At 55.8% G+C, this 17898-nt stretch carries 16 protein-coding genes and 1 pseudogene; 5 read left to right on the top strand and 12 right to left on the bottom strand.

Going from position 1 to position 17898, the window contains the following annotated elements; translation table 11 throughout:
• The first annotated feature begins 130 nt into the window (after positions 1-130).
• Complete coding sequence (locus tag ACSOSP_RS18655; protein WP_455308769.1) at positions 131-874, top strand: GntR family transcriptional regulator; 744 nt, start codon at positions 131-133, stop codon at positions 872-874.
• A 334-nt stretch (positions 875-1208) separates the two neighbouring features.
• Here the strand turns inward: ACSOSP_RS18655 and ACSOSP_RS18660 are convergent.
• From ACSOSP_RS18660 to ACSOSP_RS18675, 4 genes and pseudogenes are all read right to left on the bottom strand, one after another.
• Positions 1209-1567, bottom strand: a pseudogene (locus ACSOSP_RS18660) (ATP-binding protein); the annotation flags it as partial.
• 106 nt (positions 1568-1673) lie between these two features.
• Positions 1674-1874: a hypothetical protein gene (locus ACSOSP_RS18665; protein ID WP_455308770.1), complete on the bottom strand. Its 201-nt coding sequence runs from the start codon at positions 1872-1874 to the stop codon at positions 1674-1676.
• Between the two features lie 65 nt (positions 1875-1939).
• Entirely contained in the window at positions 1940-2266 is a 327-nt protein-coding gene (locus tag ACSOSP_RS18670; protein ID WP_455308771.1) for a Mu transposase domain-containing protein, read from the bottom strand.
• 4 nt (positions 2267-2270) lie between these two features.
• A complete protein-coding gene (locus tag ACSOSP_RS18675) occupies positions 2271-2540 on the bottom strand; it encodes a hypothetical protein (RefSeq protein WP_455308772.1) in 270 nt (89 codons plus the stop codon).
• Between the two features lie 764 nt (positions 2541-3304).
• Here ACSOSP_RS18675 and ACSOSP_RS18680 point away from each other — a divergent pair.
• Together ACSOSP_RS18680 and ACSOSP_RS18685 are read left to right on the top strand one after the other, a co-directional pair.
• Positions 3305-4357, top strand: a complete 1053-nt coding sequence (locus tag ACSOSP_RS18680) for a porin (protein WP_455308773.1) — start codon at positions 3305-3307, stop codon at positions 4355-4357.
• Positions 4358-4491: 134 nt separating this feature from the next.
• On the top strand, positions 4492-4800 hold the full coding sequence (locus ACSOSP_RS18685; RefSeq protein ID WP_455308774.1) for a DUF4148 domain-containing protein: 309 nt from the start codon (positions 4492-4494) through the stop codon (positions 4798-4800).
• 410 nt (positions 4801-5210) lie between these two features.
• Here the strand turns inward: ACSOSP_RS18685 and ACSOSP_RS18690 are convergent, their stop codons facing one another.
• From ACSOSP_RS18690 to ACSOSP_RS18720, 7 genes are all read right to left on the bottom strand, one after another.
• Positions 5211-5915, bottom strand: a complete 705-nt coding sequence (locus ACSOSP_RS18690) for an ABC transporter ATP-binding protein (protein WP_455308775.1) — start codon at positions 5913-5915, stop codon at positions 5211-5213.
• A complete protein-coding gene (locus ACSOSP_RS18695; RefSeq protein WP_455308776.1) occupies positions 5912-7690 on the bottom strand; it encodes a branched-chain amino acid ABC transporter ATP-binding protein/permease in 1779 nt (592 codons plus the stop codon). The genes ACSOSP_RS18690 and ACSOSP_RS18695 overlap by 4 nt, the downstream gene beginning before the upstream one ends.
• A complete protein-coding gene (locus ACSOSP_RS18700) occupies positions 7668-8513 on the bottom strand; it encodes a branched-chain amino acid ABC transporter permease (protein ID WP_455308777.1) in 846 nt (281 codons plus the stop codon). The genes ACSOSP_RS18695 and ACSOSP_RS18700 overlap by 23 nt, the downstream gene beginning before the upstream one ends.
• A gap of 7 nt (positions 8514-8520) precedes the next feature.
• Positions 8521-9705 (bottom strand): ABC transporter substrate-binding protein, encoded by a 1185-nt coding sequence (locus ACSOSP_RS18705; RefSeq protein WP_455308778.1) that lies wholly within the window; start codon positions 9703-9705, stop codon positions 8521-8523.
• Between the two features lie 32 nt (positions 9706-9737).
• Positions 9738-11177 (bottom strand): indoleacetamide hydrolase, encoded by a 1440-nt coding sequence (gene iaaH / locus ACSOSP_RS18710; protein ID WP_455308779.1) that lies wholly within the window; start codon positions 11175-11177, stop codon positions 9738-9740.
• Positions 11178-11400: 223 nt separating this feature from the next.
• Entirely contained in the window at positions 11401-12114 is a 714-nt protein-coding gene (locus ACSOSP_RS18715; RefSeq protein WP_455308780.1) for a helix-turn-helix transcriptional regulator, read from the bottom strand.
• A gap of 697 nt (positions 12115-12811) precedes the next feature.
• Positions 12812-13777, bottom strand: a complete 966-nt coding sequence (locus ACSOSP_RS18720) for an AraC-like ligand-binding domain-containing protein (protein ID WP_455308781.1) — start codon at positions 13775-13777, stop codon at positions 12812-12814.
• A 362-nt stretch (positions 13778-14139) separates the two neighbouring features.
• Between ACSOSP_RS18720 and ACSOSP_RS18725 the strand changes: the two genes are divergently transcribed.
• Complete coding sequence (locus ACSOSP_RS18725) at positions 14140-15183, top strand: carbon-nitrogen hydrolase family protein (protein ID WP_455308782.1); 1044 nt, start codon at positions 14140-14142, stop codon at positions 15181-15183.
• A gap of 123 nt (positions 15184-15306) precedes the next feature.
• On the opposite strand, the gene ACSOSP_RS18730 is transcribed toward ACSOSP_RS18725, so the two are convergent.
• Positions 15307-16203, bottom strand: a complete 897-nt coding sequence (locus tag ACSOSP_RS18730; RefSeq protein ID WP_455308783.1) for a LysR family transcriptional regulator — start codon at positions 16201-16203, stop codon at positions 15307-15309.
• A 107-nt stretch (positions 16204-16310) separates the two neighbouring features.
• Between ACSOSP_RS18730 and mdlC the strand changes: the two genes are divergently transcribed.
• Positions 16311-17891: a benzoylformate decarboxylase gene (gene mdlC, locus ACSOSP_RS18735; protein WP_455308784.1), complete on the top strand. Its 1581-nt coding sequence runs from the start codon at positions 16311-16313 to the stop codon at positions 17889-17891.
• The last annotated feature ends 7 nt before the right edge of the window (positions 17892-17898 follow it).

Consider the following 17898-nt stretch of genomic DNA (forward strand, 5'->3'; position numbering starts at 1 on the left):
ATGTTATAGCTGAAATTTCAGAGAAGAATACAGACGCAATTTTGACCTGTAAAGGCTGGAGTCACTGGGGTTTACTCTGCCCGGCCAGACAGATAATTAGGTAGCTTTGATCGAAAAGGCGGGATTTAAATTGTCAGAGGTAAAGCGCTCAAATGAGTCAGGAGGAAGCCTTGCAGAAGCGGCATACGATCGACTAGAGGGAATGATCGTTGCGACGCGACTCGCACCGGGCTCGAGACTTACCTTGCAAAGGCTCGAGGAGATATCGGGGTTCGGCCGCACGCCAGTCCACGATGCGGTCAAACGTCTAGCCGTCAATCAGTTAATCATCGTCAGTCCGCGCGTAGGGCTGACGATTGCTCCGGTCGATCTCGCGCGGGAGCGCACACTTTTGGAATTGCGTACGGAGATGGAGGTTTTCGCGTGCAAGCTCGCGACAGAACGCGCCTCACTTCAGGATCAAAAGATGTTCCTTAGGTTCATTCGCGATCTTAAAGACGCCGGAGAAAATCTCAGTATCGACAGCTTCAATATCGTCGATCGGCTGCTAAATGAAGCGATCGTCAAGGCTTCCGGAGAGCTGTTTCTTCAGAACACCTTAGCTCCGCTCCAGACATTGTATCGACGCATCGGGTGGCTGCATGTTACCTACGTAGCCGGTTCGTCTTCGCTGAAGCGGGCCGTGGACACGCATATTGCGCTGCTCGAGACGATCTTGCACGGCGACAGCAAGAAGACCACCGATTTTGTTCGTGCCATGTTCGCGGAACTTCAATCCGTCATCGACGCAGTTCGGCGCGGCGTTGATCCCGGGCTTCTCGATGTCAAGGTTGCCGAGTTGCGCGTTAGCACCGGGCTATCGAAGGCGAATTAGGATCTCTAACTTAGATACTGGCTCGGCGGCCGCCGAATACAGCACCGCGATGCTCGATGAGATCACGCCTAGCAGGTTTGATCTTGTAGACGGCCTTCATTTCGTTACTTTCGCGTCGGATGACCACCAAACTTTACTGAACGGGCGCACCCTTTTGTGAAGGTCGGGGTGCATGCGGCGGCGATCTGCCAATCGCATCATGCAAACACTACTCCCTATAGTTCAGTCCGATAAGGTACCAGCGCCGCCGCAATCAGCTCCAGGTCATTGGTCTGCCGCTTGCAGTACAGCACCCGCTTCTGGTCGTCGATCAAGGCCATCACGGTGTTATTCGGCCGGACACGCCGATGGTGGTCGCCGGATGCGTATTGCCCGAGCCCGGTCCTCCGACCAGAACAGGTTGTGCGCGCCCTCGGTGAACGTCATGCCGGCCAGCTGCATGACTAGTTGGCGATCGGCCGCTGAAGCGCCGAAGTCGAAGCCGGCCATATCGCGATGGACCGGGAAGTTCGCCGCGTTCATCTGATGGCTGACCGAACACACGGCGCGATCGGCACCCTTGGCCTACAGCATCCGTTCAAGCAGCCACTGCGAAGACACCACTTCGACGTCACCCTGTTCGAGCAGTTCGGCCCAGCCGGCAGCCATGCCATCCAGCCGCAACTGTTTGAGTTCGACGATCAGATCACACACGAGCTAACTTCCTCAGTTGCTGTGCGGAATGCAGCCCGTCATAGCGCGACGTATTGGCCAGTGGGTGTTGCCAGTTCCAACGCCGTATCGATCTTAGTCGGCATCTTCACACTGGGATGCGCGGCAGAACCTTCACCCCATGCTCGATGCTGGCGGGCTGCTCCAGTGCCATCTCGGCCGCAATCAGCCCGGCATCCAGACGGCTCTCCGCACTCTCCGGTACCGGCGCCAGAACCTTCGCTACCACCCGGTCGTCACCCGTCTCGCGCAGCAGAGCTCGGCGCAGGCGTTGCAGCGGTTCGGGCATATCTAGGAACGACGCACTGTGCGCAGTGCGGCGGGCTCGCGCTGGATCAGCGGGATGTGATGCTGCTAGCAGTATCGCACCGGACCTTCATCAACCAGCCGCACGTGTTCAGCCACCATGGCGTCATCGCCCACCACAACGACGTGGCCAGGACAGAGCCGCGTGCTGAGCATCTGGCCTGCAGATTCGCATGGCACCGAGTAGTGGTTGCGTCCAACCACCACCAGACAGCTCGACGACACCTGTACCGCGCGTTCAACATAAGCGTCAAACCGTGTCGGCATTGGCATCAGACGGGCGCGCTCTTGCTCGAACACGGCGGCAACGCTCAGGTCTCTATAGCCCGGAGGCTTCGCTTGCTCCACAACAATTGGCACCGGGTCACCAGCCATGCATTTAGATCGGCGAAAGGACCGATCCGCTGCTCACGTTGCAGAAGTCCGCGTCAAACGGGAGAATTATCCCGTGACCGTGGAGTTCCAGTAGCATCTTCGTCGATTCAAGCGCATCGAGGTTGTCGTCCACGATCACCATTCTTTGAGGTCGGCTCTGAGGGAAATTTGCAGGGTTTTCAAGGATGGCTTGCCAACTGAGACGACGGAGACTGGTCTTGTAGAAGCTGTCTCGAACCTGCTTCGCAACGCCCGGCATCATGGCGATATGCATTTCCGATCAAGCCAAGCGCGAGCCGCTGCAGCGCTCAACGGTGTATCGAGATCACATACTAAATCCCGGTTGACGCTTCACTCACGCACGGGCCTATGACAAGTCCCTTCAACATATCGTCGTCGCGAAATCCGCGGAACAAAACGGGACTCGGCCCCGGGCTATATGTCGCAAACGCGATCACCGTTACCCTCGGCGAACTCTGAAAGCTGATTGCATCAGCAATGATGCCCAATTCACGATCGTACTCAACGACCTCTCGTCAACGAGAACTGCTCGATAACAATTGCTTGCCAGCCCAAGCAGTCGTGGAAACCGCACCGTGCCAAATCAGAAGATTGCTCAGGCGAGTGTCCGCATTGGGCCGGTCTACGGGCATCAGTACCGTAGGACTTGAGCGGCAGCCTCGGGCGGCGATCGAGGACAGCGCAGATCGAGCACGCACGCTATGGCCAAAGTCACCCGGTTTTTTTGCTAACCACGTCAGCAGTTTTCACTTTAATTCTCATCCGACAGCACTGTCGTGCCCTGACATGCCGGTTCCTGCCCACACCTCATGGCGAACCTGAAATCGTCACTATTGATGATGCTGGCGAAAAAAATCCTTCAATAAAGTCTGTTTGAGTGATGAGTGTGATTCGCACTTTCTCAAGGGCAGCACGCTATTACCAGATTCGAACGCGCGTCCGACAGAGCTCGACATGTCGGACGTTCGTTCGTCATATTTTTAAATCAGGTGGGATTAAGCGAAGGACAGCGAAAAAATGAAACGTACAATACTTGCGGGAACAGCTGCCTTAACTATGTGCAGCTACGCTCACGCTCAGTCGTCAGTGACCCTGTACGGTGTGCTGGATGCAGGGATAACCTATACAAATAATACTGGCAGCTCGACCGCTCACGGCGGCGCCGTACAGTTCCAGGACGGCATACCTCAACCTACGCAGTGGGGTTTGAAGGGCGTCGAGGACCTCGGCGGCGGCACGAGCGCAATCTTTGACCTGGAAAACGGATTTCAGCTCTCAAACGGCTCCCTGATTCAGAATGGCTCCATCTTCAACAGAAAAGCATACGTCGGTCTCTCAGGTCCATGGGGAAAACTCACTATGGGGAGAGACTTCGATTTTATTGGCGAAACTTTTGCGTTCTATTCGAACGCTGTAGTTACACCCTCCGGACTTCTTGGGTGGGGGCTCTCTTCGTACGCATCGGGCGGTTACATTCTTGACAACCGTGTTTGGGGAGATCAGGTCAACAACGCCGTGAAGTATTTATCGCCTAGTCTGGGTGGTTTCAGCGCGGGCGCGATGTATGCGTTTGGAAATCAACCTGGGTCACTCGGTACTGATAGCATTCAGAATTATATTCTTAATTACAATCACGGTGGTCTCGCCGCTTCAGTGGCGTACTTCTCGCAGCACAACAAGACAAACGACGCTAACGAAACGGTGTGGGCTGGGGGCGCAAGCTACACTCTGGGCGCGTTGCGAGTGGTAGGCAACGTCGCTAGCGCTGAGCTTTCATCTGCGACAAAACCTCGAGCTACTACCATTGAGACCGGATTGCAGTACTACATCAGGCCGGACCTGGCGCTCTCTGGGGGGTACACACTGCAACTCCGGAACAATGACCTCGGCAGCGCCAATACGTTTATTCTGGGCGCGGACTACATCCTTTCAAAGAGAACGGATGCTTACATTGTGGGTGTGCTTGGGCACGACTACGCATACAAAGCACAGATTGAAGCTGCGTTCGGTTCGCCATCGAGCTCCAATACACAAAGCGCTGTACGAGTCGGTATCCGGCACTTGTTCTAACGCGACGCACGCTACCCGCGATGTTAGGCACTTCTATCAAGCAACGAGGCGATTGATGCGATTCCTGGAGTCGCAGGTATCCGCCCACCGTTGCTATCCACTGCTCGTGTATCGAAAATCCCGGAGAATTGCCAATGAGATATTTAAAAATTGTCCTCATAGTTTGCATTGTTACTTCGTTCTGCAATCCAGGGGCGTACGCTCAAGAAAATTCGGACGCAAACCCGTCCAATGCCTCAGTGTCTGATCAAGGGATTCCTAGCAAGGCCGCGGCGAAAGCAGAACGCAAACACCAGCGAAAGCTGGCTCGTGCGAAGAAGAATGCTGATTTGAAAAAGCTGGAAGACTCCGGCTATCGACCGGGTCAGAATGATCCCAACTATCCGCAAAATGTTGAAAGCGCCGAGAAAAAGGTTCAGCAAGGTCAGTCACCCCCAAAATAACGCGAGGTTCGGTGTTCCATGAAATTACGGAGGGCACTAGCCCTCCTTTTTTGCCACGGTTTGGTGGTCAAGATACTTCGTTATCGCCGGTATGCCTCGTCCCTCAGTTTGAGGCGCCGCACTATATGCAGCGAAGCGTTTGCCAGTCAGACTAACGTAGTCTCCTTAGCAAATGGCTCGCTTGCTTGACCCGTATCTCGCGCCGTTCGTGCTTGCGCAGCGTTACGAATATCGTCGACCTAGTCGTCGCGAACGCGACCCTCGTACGGGCGCGCCCTGACATGTCCTTTCATACAATGGACGTGTCCGGGCAAATTTTCACGTCCCCGTTTTATCTCGTCCTTTAACCTGCGATGACTATACGTTGCAGTCAAGGCGATGGCTGGACGACACGCCCAGAATGTAAGCACCTACACGTGGAGAACCGCTTCCAGACTTTCTTTGGTCACTTCACCGACCGACGCGCGCAACACGGGTTCACCATGGTCCAAAGCGAGGAAATGGTCTGCAATTGATGCAAGGAAAGTGATGTTCTGTTCGACGACGACAAACGATGCGCCCTCTGCCGTCCGTTGCCGGATGAGAGCAGCCATCCGCTCGAGGTTTTCTTGCTGGACGCCTTCCGAGGGTTCATCAATCAGCGTCAATGCGGAGCGTTCGCTAATCACTCGGGTGAACGATAAGAGTTTCTTTTCACCGCCGCTCAGCTTTCCCGCCTGCTGCTGCAATCGCTCCCTGATGCGTGGGAAAGATTGCAGAGCGGTATCGAAGCGTGCAAGGCTCCTGTCGGCGAATCCAATTGTCAAATTGTCGGCGACAGAGAGCGCATCAAAGATCAGGCGCTCCTGCGGAGCATAACTGATGCCAAGGCCGCGGCGGGCATGGGCCGGAAAGCGCGCGATACTTGCATCCTTCCAGGTCACATCCCCTCTGGTGAGCGGAATATTTCCAGTGAGGGCGCGCATTAGTGTCGACTTGCCGACGCCGTTTCTTCCAAGTATTCCCAACACCTCGCCGCGACGGATTTCCGCTGAAACACCGCGCAAAACCATCGTGTCGCCGTAGCCGGCGACAATATCGCTAAAGACCATTGATGAGGTCATGGCGTCAATCATTTGCGACCTCCTGCGTATACAGCCCGCACTTCGCTCGATGCCTTGATCTCGTCAAGCGAACCCACTGCGAGCCGCTTGCCCTGATGCAAGACAATCACGTTGTCCGCAATGCGCTCGAGCGCGCTCATGTCGTGTTCGATTACCAACGCCGAGGCCCGACCCTCCTCAACCGTTGCCTTGATGGCAGTCATCATCTGATGTGTCTCGTGCGCCGACAAGCCGGCGCATGGCTCATCCAACAGAAAGAGCTTCGGCTCCATGGTCGCGACCATCGCGAACTCAAGCATTTGACGCATGCCTTGCGACAGCGCTCCCGCGTTGTTCTTCAACTGTTCTTCGATGAACAGGAAGCGATTCTGCGCTCGGGCTCTTGCAGGCGAATTCCAGTGCAATGGATCCGATTTCAGCATGTCGACAGTCCGTATCCTGTTGGCCCAAATGGCTACCCGCATATTGTCTTCGACAGACAGACGGTCGAAGACAGATGGAATCTGGAATTTGCGGCCCACGCCAAGACGCGAAACCTCCCAGGCTTGAAGACCCACAACGGCTTCACCATAGACGATGATTTGGCCGGACTTCACGGGCAAACGACCCGTCATCGCATTGAAGGAGGATGTCTTGCCTGCGCCGTTCGGTCCAATAACACAGCTAATGCCCGCACCCGCTACAGCGAGGCTCAAGCCATTTAAGATGCCGACTCCGCTTTGAGAAACCTCCACTTCGTCGAACTGCAGGACTGGTCGAGAGGTATCTGCGTATAGTCTGTGCTTCAGCTCGGGCGCCGCGACCCAATCGCTAACAGTCAATTGCAGCACCTTCGAGCTTGCAATGCCCCTTGAAATCAAGTGACCGATACCCGCAAGTCCCTCCGGGAAAAACCTCACCACCACAATGAATACTGCGGCGATGAAGACTTCCCAAAAGGAGAACTGGTCCCGCCATTGTGCCGCCAGTAATCCGATAACCAGAGCGCCCAGCTGCGCGCCGAGTGGACTTCGTCTTCCACCCACGGCTGCCCATATGACGAACTGTGCTGAAAGGTCGGGTCCTAACGACTGTGGTGTCACAATCCCTTCGTGAGGGGCATACAATGCCCCGCCAAGTCCCGCTATGCCGGCTCCAATTCCAAATGCGGCAGCTTTCAGTCTATGCGTTGCAAAACCAAAAAATTGGAGTCTATTTTCGTTTTCCGCAACTGCGCTCCACAGCACTCCTACGGGGCGCTTGACGAGCCAGGTGAGAAACGCGGTAACGAGAATCGCGCATATTGTGATGACGTAGTAAAGGTTTCCGTATTTCTCCGTTAGCGGTATGTCTGGCACATCCGCTAGACCGTTGAAGCCCCCTGTAATTGAGCTGCACTGGTTAGCAAGCAGGAAACCGAGCATGCTCAACGCAAGAGTGATGAGCGAGAAAAATGGGCCGCTATCGATGCGACGTGCAAAGACGAGGAGACCAATGAGGTAGGCAAAAACACCTGACAAAAGTGCTGCCAGTATTACCCCGACTACAGCGAGTAAGCCGTAGCTGGGTGTCATCCATTTTAGGGTGTAGGCGCTCAAGTACGCTGCAACGCCAAAAAACAAGGCCTGCCCCAACGGTAGGAAACCTGCTCTTCCCCAACACAGGGCAACACTTTGCGCGCCCATTCCGTAAAGTAGAAGCAGGCCAACCTGCGTTGCGCTGTAGTCTCCAGCCCAGAGCGGTACAGTGAGCAGGATGCATGCAATGACCGCCTGTGCGATCAGCTCAAGAGCGCGCGATGAGGCCATTCGGCTTGCTCCAGAGAAAATAAATCGAGAGGATGAGTACGGCCGTGTAGCCCGCGGTTTGGTCCAGCACACCCGAAACAATTGACTGAGTTCCACCAATTGCAATAGTTCCGGTCACAAGGCCGAGAAGACTCCCGAGTCCTCCAACAACCAGCACGAAAAATGACGTTAGAAGGTAGTCGAGACCCATGTACGGTTCGACACGAACAATTGGCGCGAGAATTACACCCCCGATTCCAGCGACCACAACCCCAGTGATGAAGGTGCCGCTAGCGAGTAGGGTGGTGTTGATGCCTGCGGCGCGAGCAAGGGGTGCATTGCTCGCCATCGCCTTTATCCTTGCTCCAGCTTGACTTCGGGAATACCAGACAGCGAGACCGATAACTGCAGCAGCAACACCTACGATAATCAGCAGCCGATACAAAGGATAGGCGGTTCCAAAAACGCTAACAGGATTGGAAGTTACCCCTGTCACGTCTTGATAGCCTCGTCCGAATATGGCTGCAATAGCTTCTCTCAACATCACTGAGAGTCCCCACGTTGCGAGCAGAGTGTCGAACGGACGCTGATAAAGAGGCCGGATTAGCAGCCGCTCCACCAGCCACCCGAGTACGCCGCAGACCCCTGCCGCGAGGGGTAACGCCAGGGCGGTCGGGAGGTGCGCATGCTGGACCACGACGACGGCGTAAGCACCAATCATCAGAAATTCGCCATGCGCCATGTTCAGTACGCCGAGTAGCCCGAACACGATGGCAAGTCCCAGGGTCGTCATGATGAGTGCAGCGCAGGCGTACCCGATGTTCAAGGAGTACGAGATCAACATAGCTAGCTCAGGGTGTGGAATGGTCAAGGGGGCAAACCTCGCCGGAATCCATTTGCGGGAACGTTTTGACGATGTCGTAGGTGGTTCCGTTCGCTTTGGCGAGGTAGATATCGGAGGTTGCGTTCCTTCCCTTCATGGTGATTTTTCCGCGAGGACCGTCATAGGTTGCTCCCTCGGAGGCACTCGCCAGGGCCGCAACTTCAGTTGATTTGGCTTTGGCTGCGATAGCGTCGAACATCATGAAACCCTCGATCACCGATTCGCCGACGCCGCTCAAGACAGACGTTTTGCCGAACGAGCTGTGATACCTGGTCATAAATGCCTGGATAGACGGCGTCTTCCCATCGGAGAAGAAGCCCGACGCGCAGTACAGGTTGTCGGTGCCTTGCGCGCCGATACCAGCAATCGTATTTTCTTCAAGCAGGGTGCCGTAGCGGAGCACCTTGTCGCTCAAACCAAAGCTTGCGAAGGCGCGATTGAAGGTGACCGATGATCCACCGACGAGCGTGATGAATACGGCATCTGCACCGCTGTCCCGGATCTTTACAAGAGTCGAATCGAAGTTGTCGACCGTGAAGGGAACGTATTCTTCGCCGACAACTGTGCCCCCAGCACTCTCTACTAACGTTCGGGCAACAGCATTGGACTTGTGCGGCCAGATGTAGTCGTTGCCAACGAAATACCACCGCTTGACCTTGTTCTGCAGGGTCAGATACGGAATGACTGGCGCGATTTGCTGTTTGGGTGTTTCGCCAAGGAAGAAGGTCCCGGGTGCGCAGTCCGAGCCTTCGTAGACAGGTGTGTAGAAATAGGGAATTTTCCCGCGGAAGACACCTTCTAGTGCATTGCGAACAGCGCTGTCGTGAGAGCCGACGAACACCTCGGCACCGTCTCGTCTCCAGAGGCGAAGCGCGGTCTGTGCGGCCTCCGCGGGTGCTGTCCCGGCATCTCCAACGAGGAGCTCGAGCGGACGGCCCAGAACGCCTCCTCGCGCATTGATGTCAGCGACGGCGAGTGTCGCGCAATTCTTGCACGCCTGCCCGAAGAACGCGGCTGGCCCGCTCATGTTAGCCATCACCGCTACTTTCAGTGGCTTTCCAGCCGCCCGTGCGGCGCCGCTGAACAGAGGGCCAGCGACACTCGTCCCGACGGCGGCGAGGGCGGAATTTTTAAGGAAATTACGTCGATTCATTTTGTGCTCCGAACTCTTTAAGGGGCGCGCTTCTAGGGGTTCTTGATGACCAGCCCGTAGGCTTGACTGGGTGGGAGAATCCGGCCCAGGACCTTCTCAATGTCCAGCGATATCGCGATGAGCTCGCGGTCAGTGCCGGGCGCACCGTCAAGGGCCAAGCCTACGGGCAAGCCGGTTAGTGTCAAACCCGCGGGGAGAGTGATGCCTGGCACGCCAGCGTTGCTTCCTGGCTCAGTGTTTCGGATGTATGTCGGGAAGACGGGGACGGTTTCGCCGTTCAAGACTATGGAATCGCCCGACGCGATCGGACATGCGGTATTCACCGTCGTCGGAAATACAAGAGCATCAGCGTGGTTGTCGGTGAGGCACTTTTCGTAGGCGGCCCGTGAAACGGCTCTCTTCTCAAGAGCAGCCTTGTAGGACGGTTCGCCAATACCATCAGGACCCAGAATGCGGTGCGCCAGTTCGGCGACGTCCGGGCTGCCAATTTCAGCGACGATGTCCTCGACTGTCAGGTTGTATCCGCACTCTTCAAGATATTCGCGCATCGACGCGGGGAACTCGTACATGGCGATGGTTGCCAGTCCTTCATCAAAGAAGCCGGGGTACGCGTTTAAGTCGACCTCTATTAATTCCACACCGGACTGCTCGAGCTTGGAGAGAGCAGCATTTGCCACTTCTTCGACGTCCGGCGCGAGACCGCGCCAGAAGGTTGTCCGTGGTATCAAGAGACGAATGGGTCGCGTCGCGTTGCGCTTGGCAGAAAACGCGGTGGTACCAGCAAGGATGGCGTCAAGCAGCGCGATGTCCTCGACGGAACGTGCGATAGGACCTACGGTATCGCGAGTGCTGGAAATGGGAACGACGCCGCCCGATAGATAACGACCCTGACTTGGGCGGAAGCCTACTGCGCCACACAGCGCTGCGGGAATCCGCACAGAACCGCCTGTATCTGTTCCGAGCGCCGCAGGAACGACCCCGGCACCTACCAGGGCGCCAGAGCCTCCGCTGCTACCGCCCGGAATTCGAGTGATATCATATGGATTCCTAACAGAACCCATGACTCGATTGTTATTAGAAACGCCGAAGGCCAACTCATGCATGTTCGCCTTTCCGGCGACCAATGCCCCGTGCTTCAACAGTCTGACTAACGTCGGCGCGGTCTGTGGGGGCATCATCGTCCGCAGCGCCATCGTTCCGCCGCCAGTCGGCATTGATGCCGTGTTGATGTTGTCCTTAACGGCGATAGGCAAACCTAGCAAAAGTCGCGGAGAGTTTGACCGCTTAAGTTCCCGGTCAGAGCGAGCTGCTTCAGCTAGAAGGCGGCTTTCGTCGAAATAAGCGAAGCCGTTGAGGTTGCGCCAATAGGTATGCCGCTCAATCAATTCATACGCATATTCGACGCACGTGAACTCCCGGCGCAGCAGAGCTGTTCTTGCTTCAGTGAGGGACAGGGGGTCTGTGTACGGCATCGCCAGCATTCCATGTGACAGTGATGACCATAGGGTATGCGTTGCTGGTTTTGATGCGCATCATCAAAAAGTGTGACCCGAACGATCGCTCGGCATCAACCCTCTCACCGCTCGCAGCATGAGTATGTGCCGCACTTTCGCCGCTTGAGCACGACGTTCAGCTGGACACTGTTGTGATTAAACTTTCGGCTGCCGTCCCGTCAGCGACCTCGTGGCGCTAGCGTCAGGCGATAACCGCCGCGAGCTTGGACCTATTCGTGACCCCTTTCTTGACCATGACGCGTCTCAGATGAGTACGCACAGTCGAAAGCTCTATTCCTAAGGTGCGCGAGATTTCCTTGTCGGTGCACCCAGTCGCGACAAGCTGCGCTACGTCATTCTCACGGTCAGTGAGTCCAGTGCAGTTGCAGCGTTGGCGTGTGAGCGCCCTCCTAAAAAACGGTTCGATTCCATTCAACAGGATTTTGTCCCGCTCCGTGAAGTCGGGACGCCCTTTGGCTCGCCAGATGCGGAGGTCACCGACGTGCGTGTTCGCCTCGAAGGAGTACACGTTGATTCCATGATGAAAGCCTTCAGGCCGCAGGAAATCGTTGTAAAACTCAGTATGTTCGAGGTCACGTCGACAGATGACTTCTTCAACATATGTCGCGACCCGTCGGTCGGCGAGTTGCATCGTCATCGGGTCGTTATGCTGGAACCACGTCTCGTAACGAGTTACGAGCGACTTGTTGACGTTGAACGAGAAGCCGTTCTGCCACAGTCTCGATTTATCGTCGTAATCAAAGGATGCGGCGAAATCCGAACGGAGTAGCCGGGTTATCGCAGGCAGCATGACGCTCCGGATGTCGACAATCGGCCCCAACTCCTCGAGCTGGGCAACAATGTCGCCAAACAGGCGGATTTCTTCAAGCGTTATGTCGGACGTAGATAGGTTCATTGCGGCTTTCAGTCTGATGCCTTTCACATATTAAGAGCTGAATCCTCACTCTTCGCCATCTCTGGATTGAGGTCGGGTTCGCGGTCGTGAGCAATTGCTTTGCATCGACCCCTGAGAGCTGCCTCACATGAGCATCAGGGCTTGCCGTCAATACCTGGGCTATACATGTCATCTATAAGCAGATATAGCCGCAGAATATCTGGTGATGTCTGACTAGAATGAACGAGCCGTCGCGGCCCACCGTGCTGTCATTTTGGTCGTTACGAGGGGCTGCATAAATCAATGAATGACCGGTAGTGCCCCCCCCTCGCGCCCTTCAATGAAAAGCAGACTAGCTTCGACATAAATATTCGGGAAGTGGTGGCTGCGACTGTGTCGGGCCAACAACAGTATTGGAGACATTGGATGAACTGTTGTTGATTTCCCGCTGCACTAAAAAGAATGTCGTTGTCGCTCCTTGGAGATCACGCCACTTCGGGGGAGTGAACGTATGCCCAAACAAATGGAATCCAGCGATATAGAGATTTTTAATAACGAGCTATTGATATTGCCAATGATAGAGCAGCGTAAAATCAAAGGTAGTGGCTTCGGCTTGAAGTGCGCAAAGCGGAAGCCTTCTTTGTTCGTGGAATACTGCCAAGGTCGACAATCACCTGAGCAGACGACGGTCAGTCATAACGTGGAAGGATTGATACGTTCAACCCGCGAGGGACATCATCCGAAACTCGCGAGGTGTTGTCCCAAAGTGCTGACGGAAGGTTCGGCTGAAATGTGCCGGGTCCGAGAAACCCCAGTCGAACGCAATTTCCTTGATGCTCTTTCCCGCGCACGACCGGTCTTGAAGCGCCGTTCGGGCTGCCTTCAGCCGCTCTTGCCAAATCATTTCGGCGACAGATGTGGCTTGCCCCTCAAATGCGCGATAGAGCGAACTGATCGACATATCAAGGGTTTCAGCAATCTTCGCGACACTCAGTCCTGAATCAGAAATATTCTCTCTGATGTGGGACTTGATTCGCTCCTCGTGATAGCGCTTCAATTTTCCCCCACTTGACTCCGAGAACTCGGGGAGGCTTCGGAGGTTGGCGACAATAAGGTCCAGCACGGCCTTTGAGAAAAGTGTGTGGGTATCGGGACCGGAGTCGTCAATAGCAAGAGGAAGTCCGCTGACGATAGCTGAGAGCAGTCGCGCGACCGGTCGTTCTCCCGAAATCTTGCAGGCGGTCAGATTTTCTGCGCCGGGGACATGGGCGCGCAAATGCTCGCGGGGCACGCTAACTACCACTTGTCGGAACTCCGCGCTGAAGTCGAGGTTGTATGCCGTGGTAGTGTCGTACATGGCGAAGTCGCCTGGGGCCAGTACCACTGCACGACCGTCTTGTTTGACCTCACCAACACCGCTTACTTGCATCGCAACCAGGAAGAATTCGCCTTCGCTGTCCATTGCGCGTTGAGGTGTTCTCTTCAGTGACTGCTTCGTCGACGTTACCTGATGCAACAAGAGGTCAGAAAATGTGCGGCTCTCGACTTGAGCGGTCAGTTCCTTATCCGCATTAACATCGGTACGAATGTATTCGAGTCTGACGAACAACTGCCCAAGAAGGTGCAGCCATTCATCGATCTTTGCAGACACTGGACCAGCCTCGGTAATTGAATAAGTCTTCACATCAATGTTCTCTTTATGCTGACGGTGTTGCCTCAGCTTAGGCAGGATAGGGGTCTCACAAGAATCAAGAAATACGCCGAGTTCGGTGTGTCGGGGCGAGGCGCTGCAGCGCAATGAGACGTTTGTCCTGGTATTGCGACAGCCCCAGTCAAGAGGTGCTTTTTTTGCCCATCTAGGATAGCGCCATAAACCAGATAGTAGGGCGAAGATTTGGTTAAATGTAGTGGCTCGGAAAATATAGAGTCCTTCTATATTGCATTATGAAAACCATCTATAGATGCGCCAGCGATGGTCATCAAGCTGGGTTTTTTCTGATTCGTCGGCAGTTTTATGTTTGAAGCTAAATTATTTTCGGAGGGGTTATGTCGGGCAATGTAGTCACGCAGTTTAAGGTCGCGGTCGTGCAGGCCGCCCCCGAATTCCTCGACCTTGAAAAGGGCGTTGCAAGAGCCATTCAACTGATTGAAGAAGCGTCGGCCGCCGGCGCGTCGCTCATCGCGTTCCCCGAAGTATGGCTCCCTGGCTATCCCTGGTGGATATGGCTAGACTCGCCGGCATGGGGCATGCAGTTCGTTCGACGCTACTTCGAAAATTCGCTCGTGATTGGCAGCGAGCATTTCGAAAGACTGAAGTTCGCCGCAGCCAGGAACAGGATTCATGTGGTGCTGGGTTTCTCCGAGCGCTCGAATGGCACGCTGTACCTCGCGCAGGCAATCATCGATGACAACGGCAAGGTTGTAGCGACTCGAAGGAAGCTGAAACCCACTCACGCCGAGCGCACCGTGTATGGCGAAGGTGATGGAAGTGACCTCGCGGTACACGACACTTCACTTGGGCGCCTGGGAGCGCTTTGCTGCGCAGAGCACATTCAGCCGTTATCGAAATTCGCGATGTTCTCTCAGCACGAACAGATTCACGTTGCCGCGTGGCCGAGTTTCTCGGTCTATCGGGGGGCTGCGTTCCAGCTCAGTGCGCAGGCGAATAATGCGGCCAGCCAGGTGTACGCGCTTGAAGGCCAATGCTTCGTGCTGGCGCCGTGCGCCACGGTGTCAAAGGCGATGCTGGAGATCCTTATCGACACACCGGCGAAGGCTCCGCTATTAACGGAAGGCGGCGGCTTCGCGATGATCTATGGGCCCGATGGCGCACCGCTTTGCAATCCGCTCGGCGAGACCGAGGAGGGGTTGCTCTACGCAGATGTTGACCTAGGCATGATTGGCGTCGCAAAGGCCGCGTACGACCCGGTCGGCCATTACTCGCGACCGGACGTCTTGCGCCTGCTTTTTAATCGCAAGCCCTCGGCACGTGTGCACAACTTCGAGCAGGAGTCTTTGCCAGAAGAGCTGCACACGACGTTTGCGCCGCCTGGCGAGCAACCAGGACCTGGAAAGGAAGCGGGCGAATAGTCGTCAAGGGTCGCTCACTCTCTCAGACGCTGGAGGCGCCAGCGGAGGCGGTGACCCCCATCACGGGCTTCCAAGATTCATGCCGCGCGGAAAGGAATCGTTGAACTCAGCATGTGTGACACGTCAAACTCCGCTCAATGTACGGGTGATCGTGTCGCAAAACCATTGCTGAGCCGCGGAGTCTTCCGTGTGAGGCTGCCAGTAGAGATTGACGTCAAACGACGAAATCGGAAACGGCAATGCCAGCGTTCGCATTCTTCCGTCGCTAGCGAAAGCATGTGCAACGCGGGTTGGGAGCGTCAGGACAAGGTCGGTGGACGCAATGACTGCAACGATATTCGTGAAGTGCGGTACGCGAAGTGCAATTCGTCTGGACAGCCCCATCTCCGTCATCACGTCCTCCACCAAGTGGTGTCCTGAAAACGGCGCGACCACGACGTGGTTTGCTGAGACATATTCTTGCAGGTTCAACGTTTCACCAATGAGCGGATGCTTGGCACTCAGCAGGCAAGAGTAGGTCTCCGTGAATAACGTTCGCTTTCTCGCCTGCCCGCCCGTGAGTTGCAGGTTTCCGACGGCAGCGTCAACGCTTCCGGTCGTCAGCCATTCGGAGATGCGCTCGCTGTCGAGTTGCACGATTTCCAGTGCCATCGAGGGCGCGATTGTCTGCAGTTCCTTGACAAGAAACGGCAGGAAATAGAGCTCCCCGAGGTCGGACAACGCAAGCCGGAAGCAGCGGGTTGACTGCGTCGGGTCAAAATTGCGAGTGGTCGATATAGCCGTCTCGATGCTGTCCAGTGCGCTCTTGAACGCATGAAAAAGCTGGGTGGCGTTGAACGTCGGAATCATTCCTTCACGCGTGCGCGTGAAGAGCGGGTCTTGTAGCAAGTCTCGAAGCCGGCTCAGCGAATGACTGACCGACGGTTGCGTGATATTCAGACGCTTCGCTGCCGCACTCACACTGCCCGTCTCGTAGATAGCGACAAAGGCGCGAATGAGGTTCAGGTCGGTTGTGGTCACGATGATTGGCCTATATAGACAACATCTATTACTTAATCTAAAAATAGATGATTTGATTTATTTTATACCGGGTCCTAGCATCGGTGTGTTGACTAGGAAGAAATCTCATGACCACCGTTCACCAAGCATGTTACGAAATCCTTCGCGAGCAAGGATTGACCACTTTCTTCGGCAACCCCGGCTCAAACGAGTTGCCGTTTCTCAAAGATTTCCCGAAGGACTTTCGCTACATCCTGGGCCTTCAGGAGGCGGCTGTCGTAGGAATGGCTGACGGTTACGCGCAAGCGACCGGCCGCCCCGGATTCGTGAATCTGCACTCAGCCGCGGGAACCGGTAACGCAATGGGTGCGCTCGCGAATGCATGGAATTCGCATACGCCGCTGGTCGTAACGGCCGGGCAGCAGGTTCGTACAATGATGGGGGTCGAAGCACTGCTGGCAAACGTGGACGCGGCGGCGCTCCCTCGTCCGCTGGTGAAGTGGAGTTGCGAGCCCAGTTGTGCACAAGAGGTCCCTCTCGCGTTGAGCCGCGCTATTCATACGGCCGCTATGCCTGCTGCTGGCCCGGTGTACGTCTCGGTGCCATACGACGACTGGAAACAGGAGGCGGGCCCCGGTGTAGAACATCTGGCGAAGCGTCGTGTCGAGCTGGCAGGGTTGCCGTCCGCAGAAGCGCTGGCAGATTTGGTTGAATCGCTGGAAGGCGCCTGCAACCCTGCTATGGTTGTTGGCCCCGACGTTGATGCTAGCAACGCAAACGCATTCGCTGTCGCGCTTGCCGAAAAACTTTCGATGCCGGTATGGATGGCTCCGTCTGCTCCTCGCTGCGCGTTTCCGACTACGCATGCGTGCTTTCGTGGATTGTTGCCGGCCGGTATCGCCAGCATCAGCCGTATCCTCGACGGCCATGACCTGGTGCTCGTCGTCGGCGCGCCAGTGTTCCGGTATCACCAATATGAGCCGGGCGAATACCTGCCTAAGGGCACCCGCCTTATCGCTATCACCTGCGACATCAACGAAGCGACTCGTGCCCCGATGGGCGATGCAATCATTGCAGATGTGGCACTGACGATTCGGGCGCTTAGCGAGAAAGTTTCTCAGAGCACCCGTGCGCTACCCGCTGCAACGCGTCGACCGGAGCCGGCGCCTGAAGCGCCCGGTCCGCTTACGCCGGAGCGCGTATTCGACATCCTCGATGAAATGGCTCCACGTGACGCCATTTACGTCAATGAGTCCACCTCGACCACGAACATCCTATGGCAGCGCCTGCGCATGACGGAGCAGGGAAGCTATTACTTTGCTGCTGCCGGCGGACTAGGGTTCGCGCTTCCGGCTGCCGTGGGCATTCAATTGGCGAAGCCGGAACGGCAAGTTATCGGCGTGATTGGCGACGGTTCTGCGAATTACGGCATCCAAGCGCTCTGGACCGCAGCTCAATACGAAATCCCTGCAATTTTCATCATCATGAAGAACGGCACCTATGGCGCGTTGCGCTGGTTCGCAGGCGTTCTTCAGGTCGAAGACGTACCTGGACTTGATGTGCCCGGCCTAGACTTCTGTGCTCTCGCTCGTGGATACGGTGTGGACGCTCTGCATGCGGACTCCAGTGCAACGTTGACCTCTGCGCTGCGCGAGGCGCTTGCCAGCAAAAAGCCGGTGCTCATCGAAGTCGAGACGCGTACGGCGTAAGCAAGCA

The organism is Caballeronia sp. KNU42 (assembly GCF_053760385.1).

Bases quoted from the DNA above. Each gene is read 5' to 3' on its own strand.
- ACSOSP_RS18665 (WP_455308770.1), bottom strand. From the start codon at position 1,874: ATGCCCGAACCGCTGCAACGCCTGCGCCGAGCTCTGCTGCGCGAGACG.
- ACSOSP_RS18670 (WP_455308771.1), bottom strand. From the start codon at position 2,266: ATGGCTGGTGACCCGGTGCCAATTGTTGTGGAGCAAGCGAAGCCTCCG.
- ACSOSP_RS18675 (WP_455308772.1), bottom strand. From the start codon at position 2,540: ATGCATATCGCCATGATGCCGGGCGTTGCGAAGCAGGTTCGAGACAGC.
- ACSOSP_RS18680 (WP_455308773.1), top strand. From the start codon at position 3,305: ATGAAACGTACAATACTTGCGGGAACAGCTGCCTTAACTATGTGCAGC.
- ACSOSP_RS18685 (WP_455308774.1), top strand. From the start codon at position 4,492: ATGAGATATTTAAAAATTGTCCTCATAGTTTGCATTGTTACTTCGTTC.
- ACSOSP_RS18690 (WP_455308775.1), bottom strand. From the start codon at position 5,915: ATGATTGACGCCATGACCTCATCAATGGTCTTTAGCGATATTGTCGCC.
- ACSOSP_RS18695 (WP_455308776.1), bottom strand. From the start codon at position 7,690: ATGGCCTCATCGCGCGCTCTTGAGCTGATCGCACAGGCGGTCATTGCA.
- ACSOSP_RS18700 (WP_455308777.1), bottom strand. From the start codon at position 8,513: ATGTTGATCTCGTACTCCTTGAACATCGGGTACGCCTGCGCTGCACTC.
- ACSOSP_RS18705 (WP_455308778.1), bottom strand. From the start codon at position 9,705: ATGAATCGACGTAATTTCCTTAAAAATTCCGCCCTCGCCGCCGTCGGG.
- iaaH (WP_455308779.1), bottom strand. From the start codon at position 11,177: ATGCCGTACACAGACCCCCTGTCCCTCACTGAAGCAAGAACAGCTCTG.
- ACSOSP_RS18715 (WP_455308780.1), bottom strand. From the start codon at position 12,114: ATGAACCTATCTACGTCCGACATAACGCTTGAAGAAATCCGCCTGTTT.
- ACSOSP_RS18725 (WP_455308782.1), top strand. From the start codon at position 14,140: ATGTCGGGCAATGTAGTCACGCAGTTTAAGGTCGCGGTCGTGCAGGCC.
- mdlC (WP_455308784.1), top strand. From the start codon at position 16,311: ATGACCACCGTTCACCAAGCATGTTACGAAATCCTTCGCGAGCAAGGA.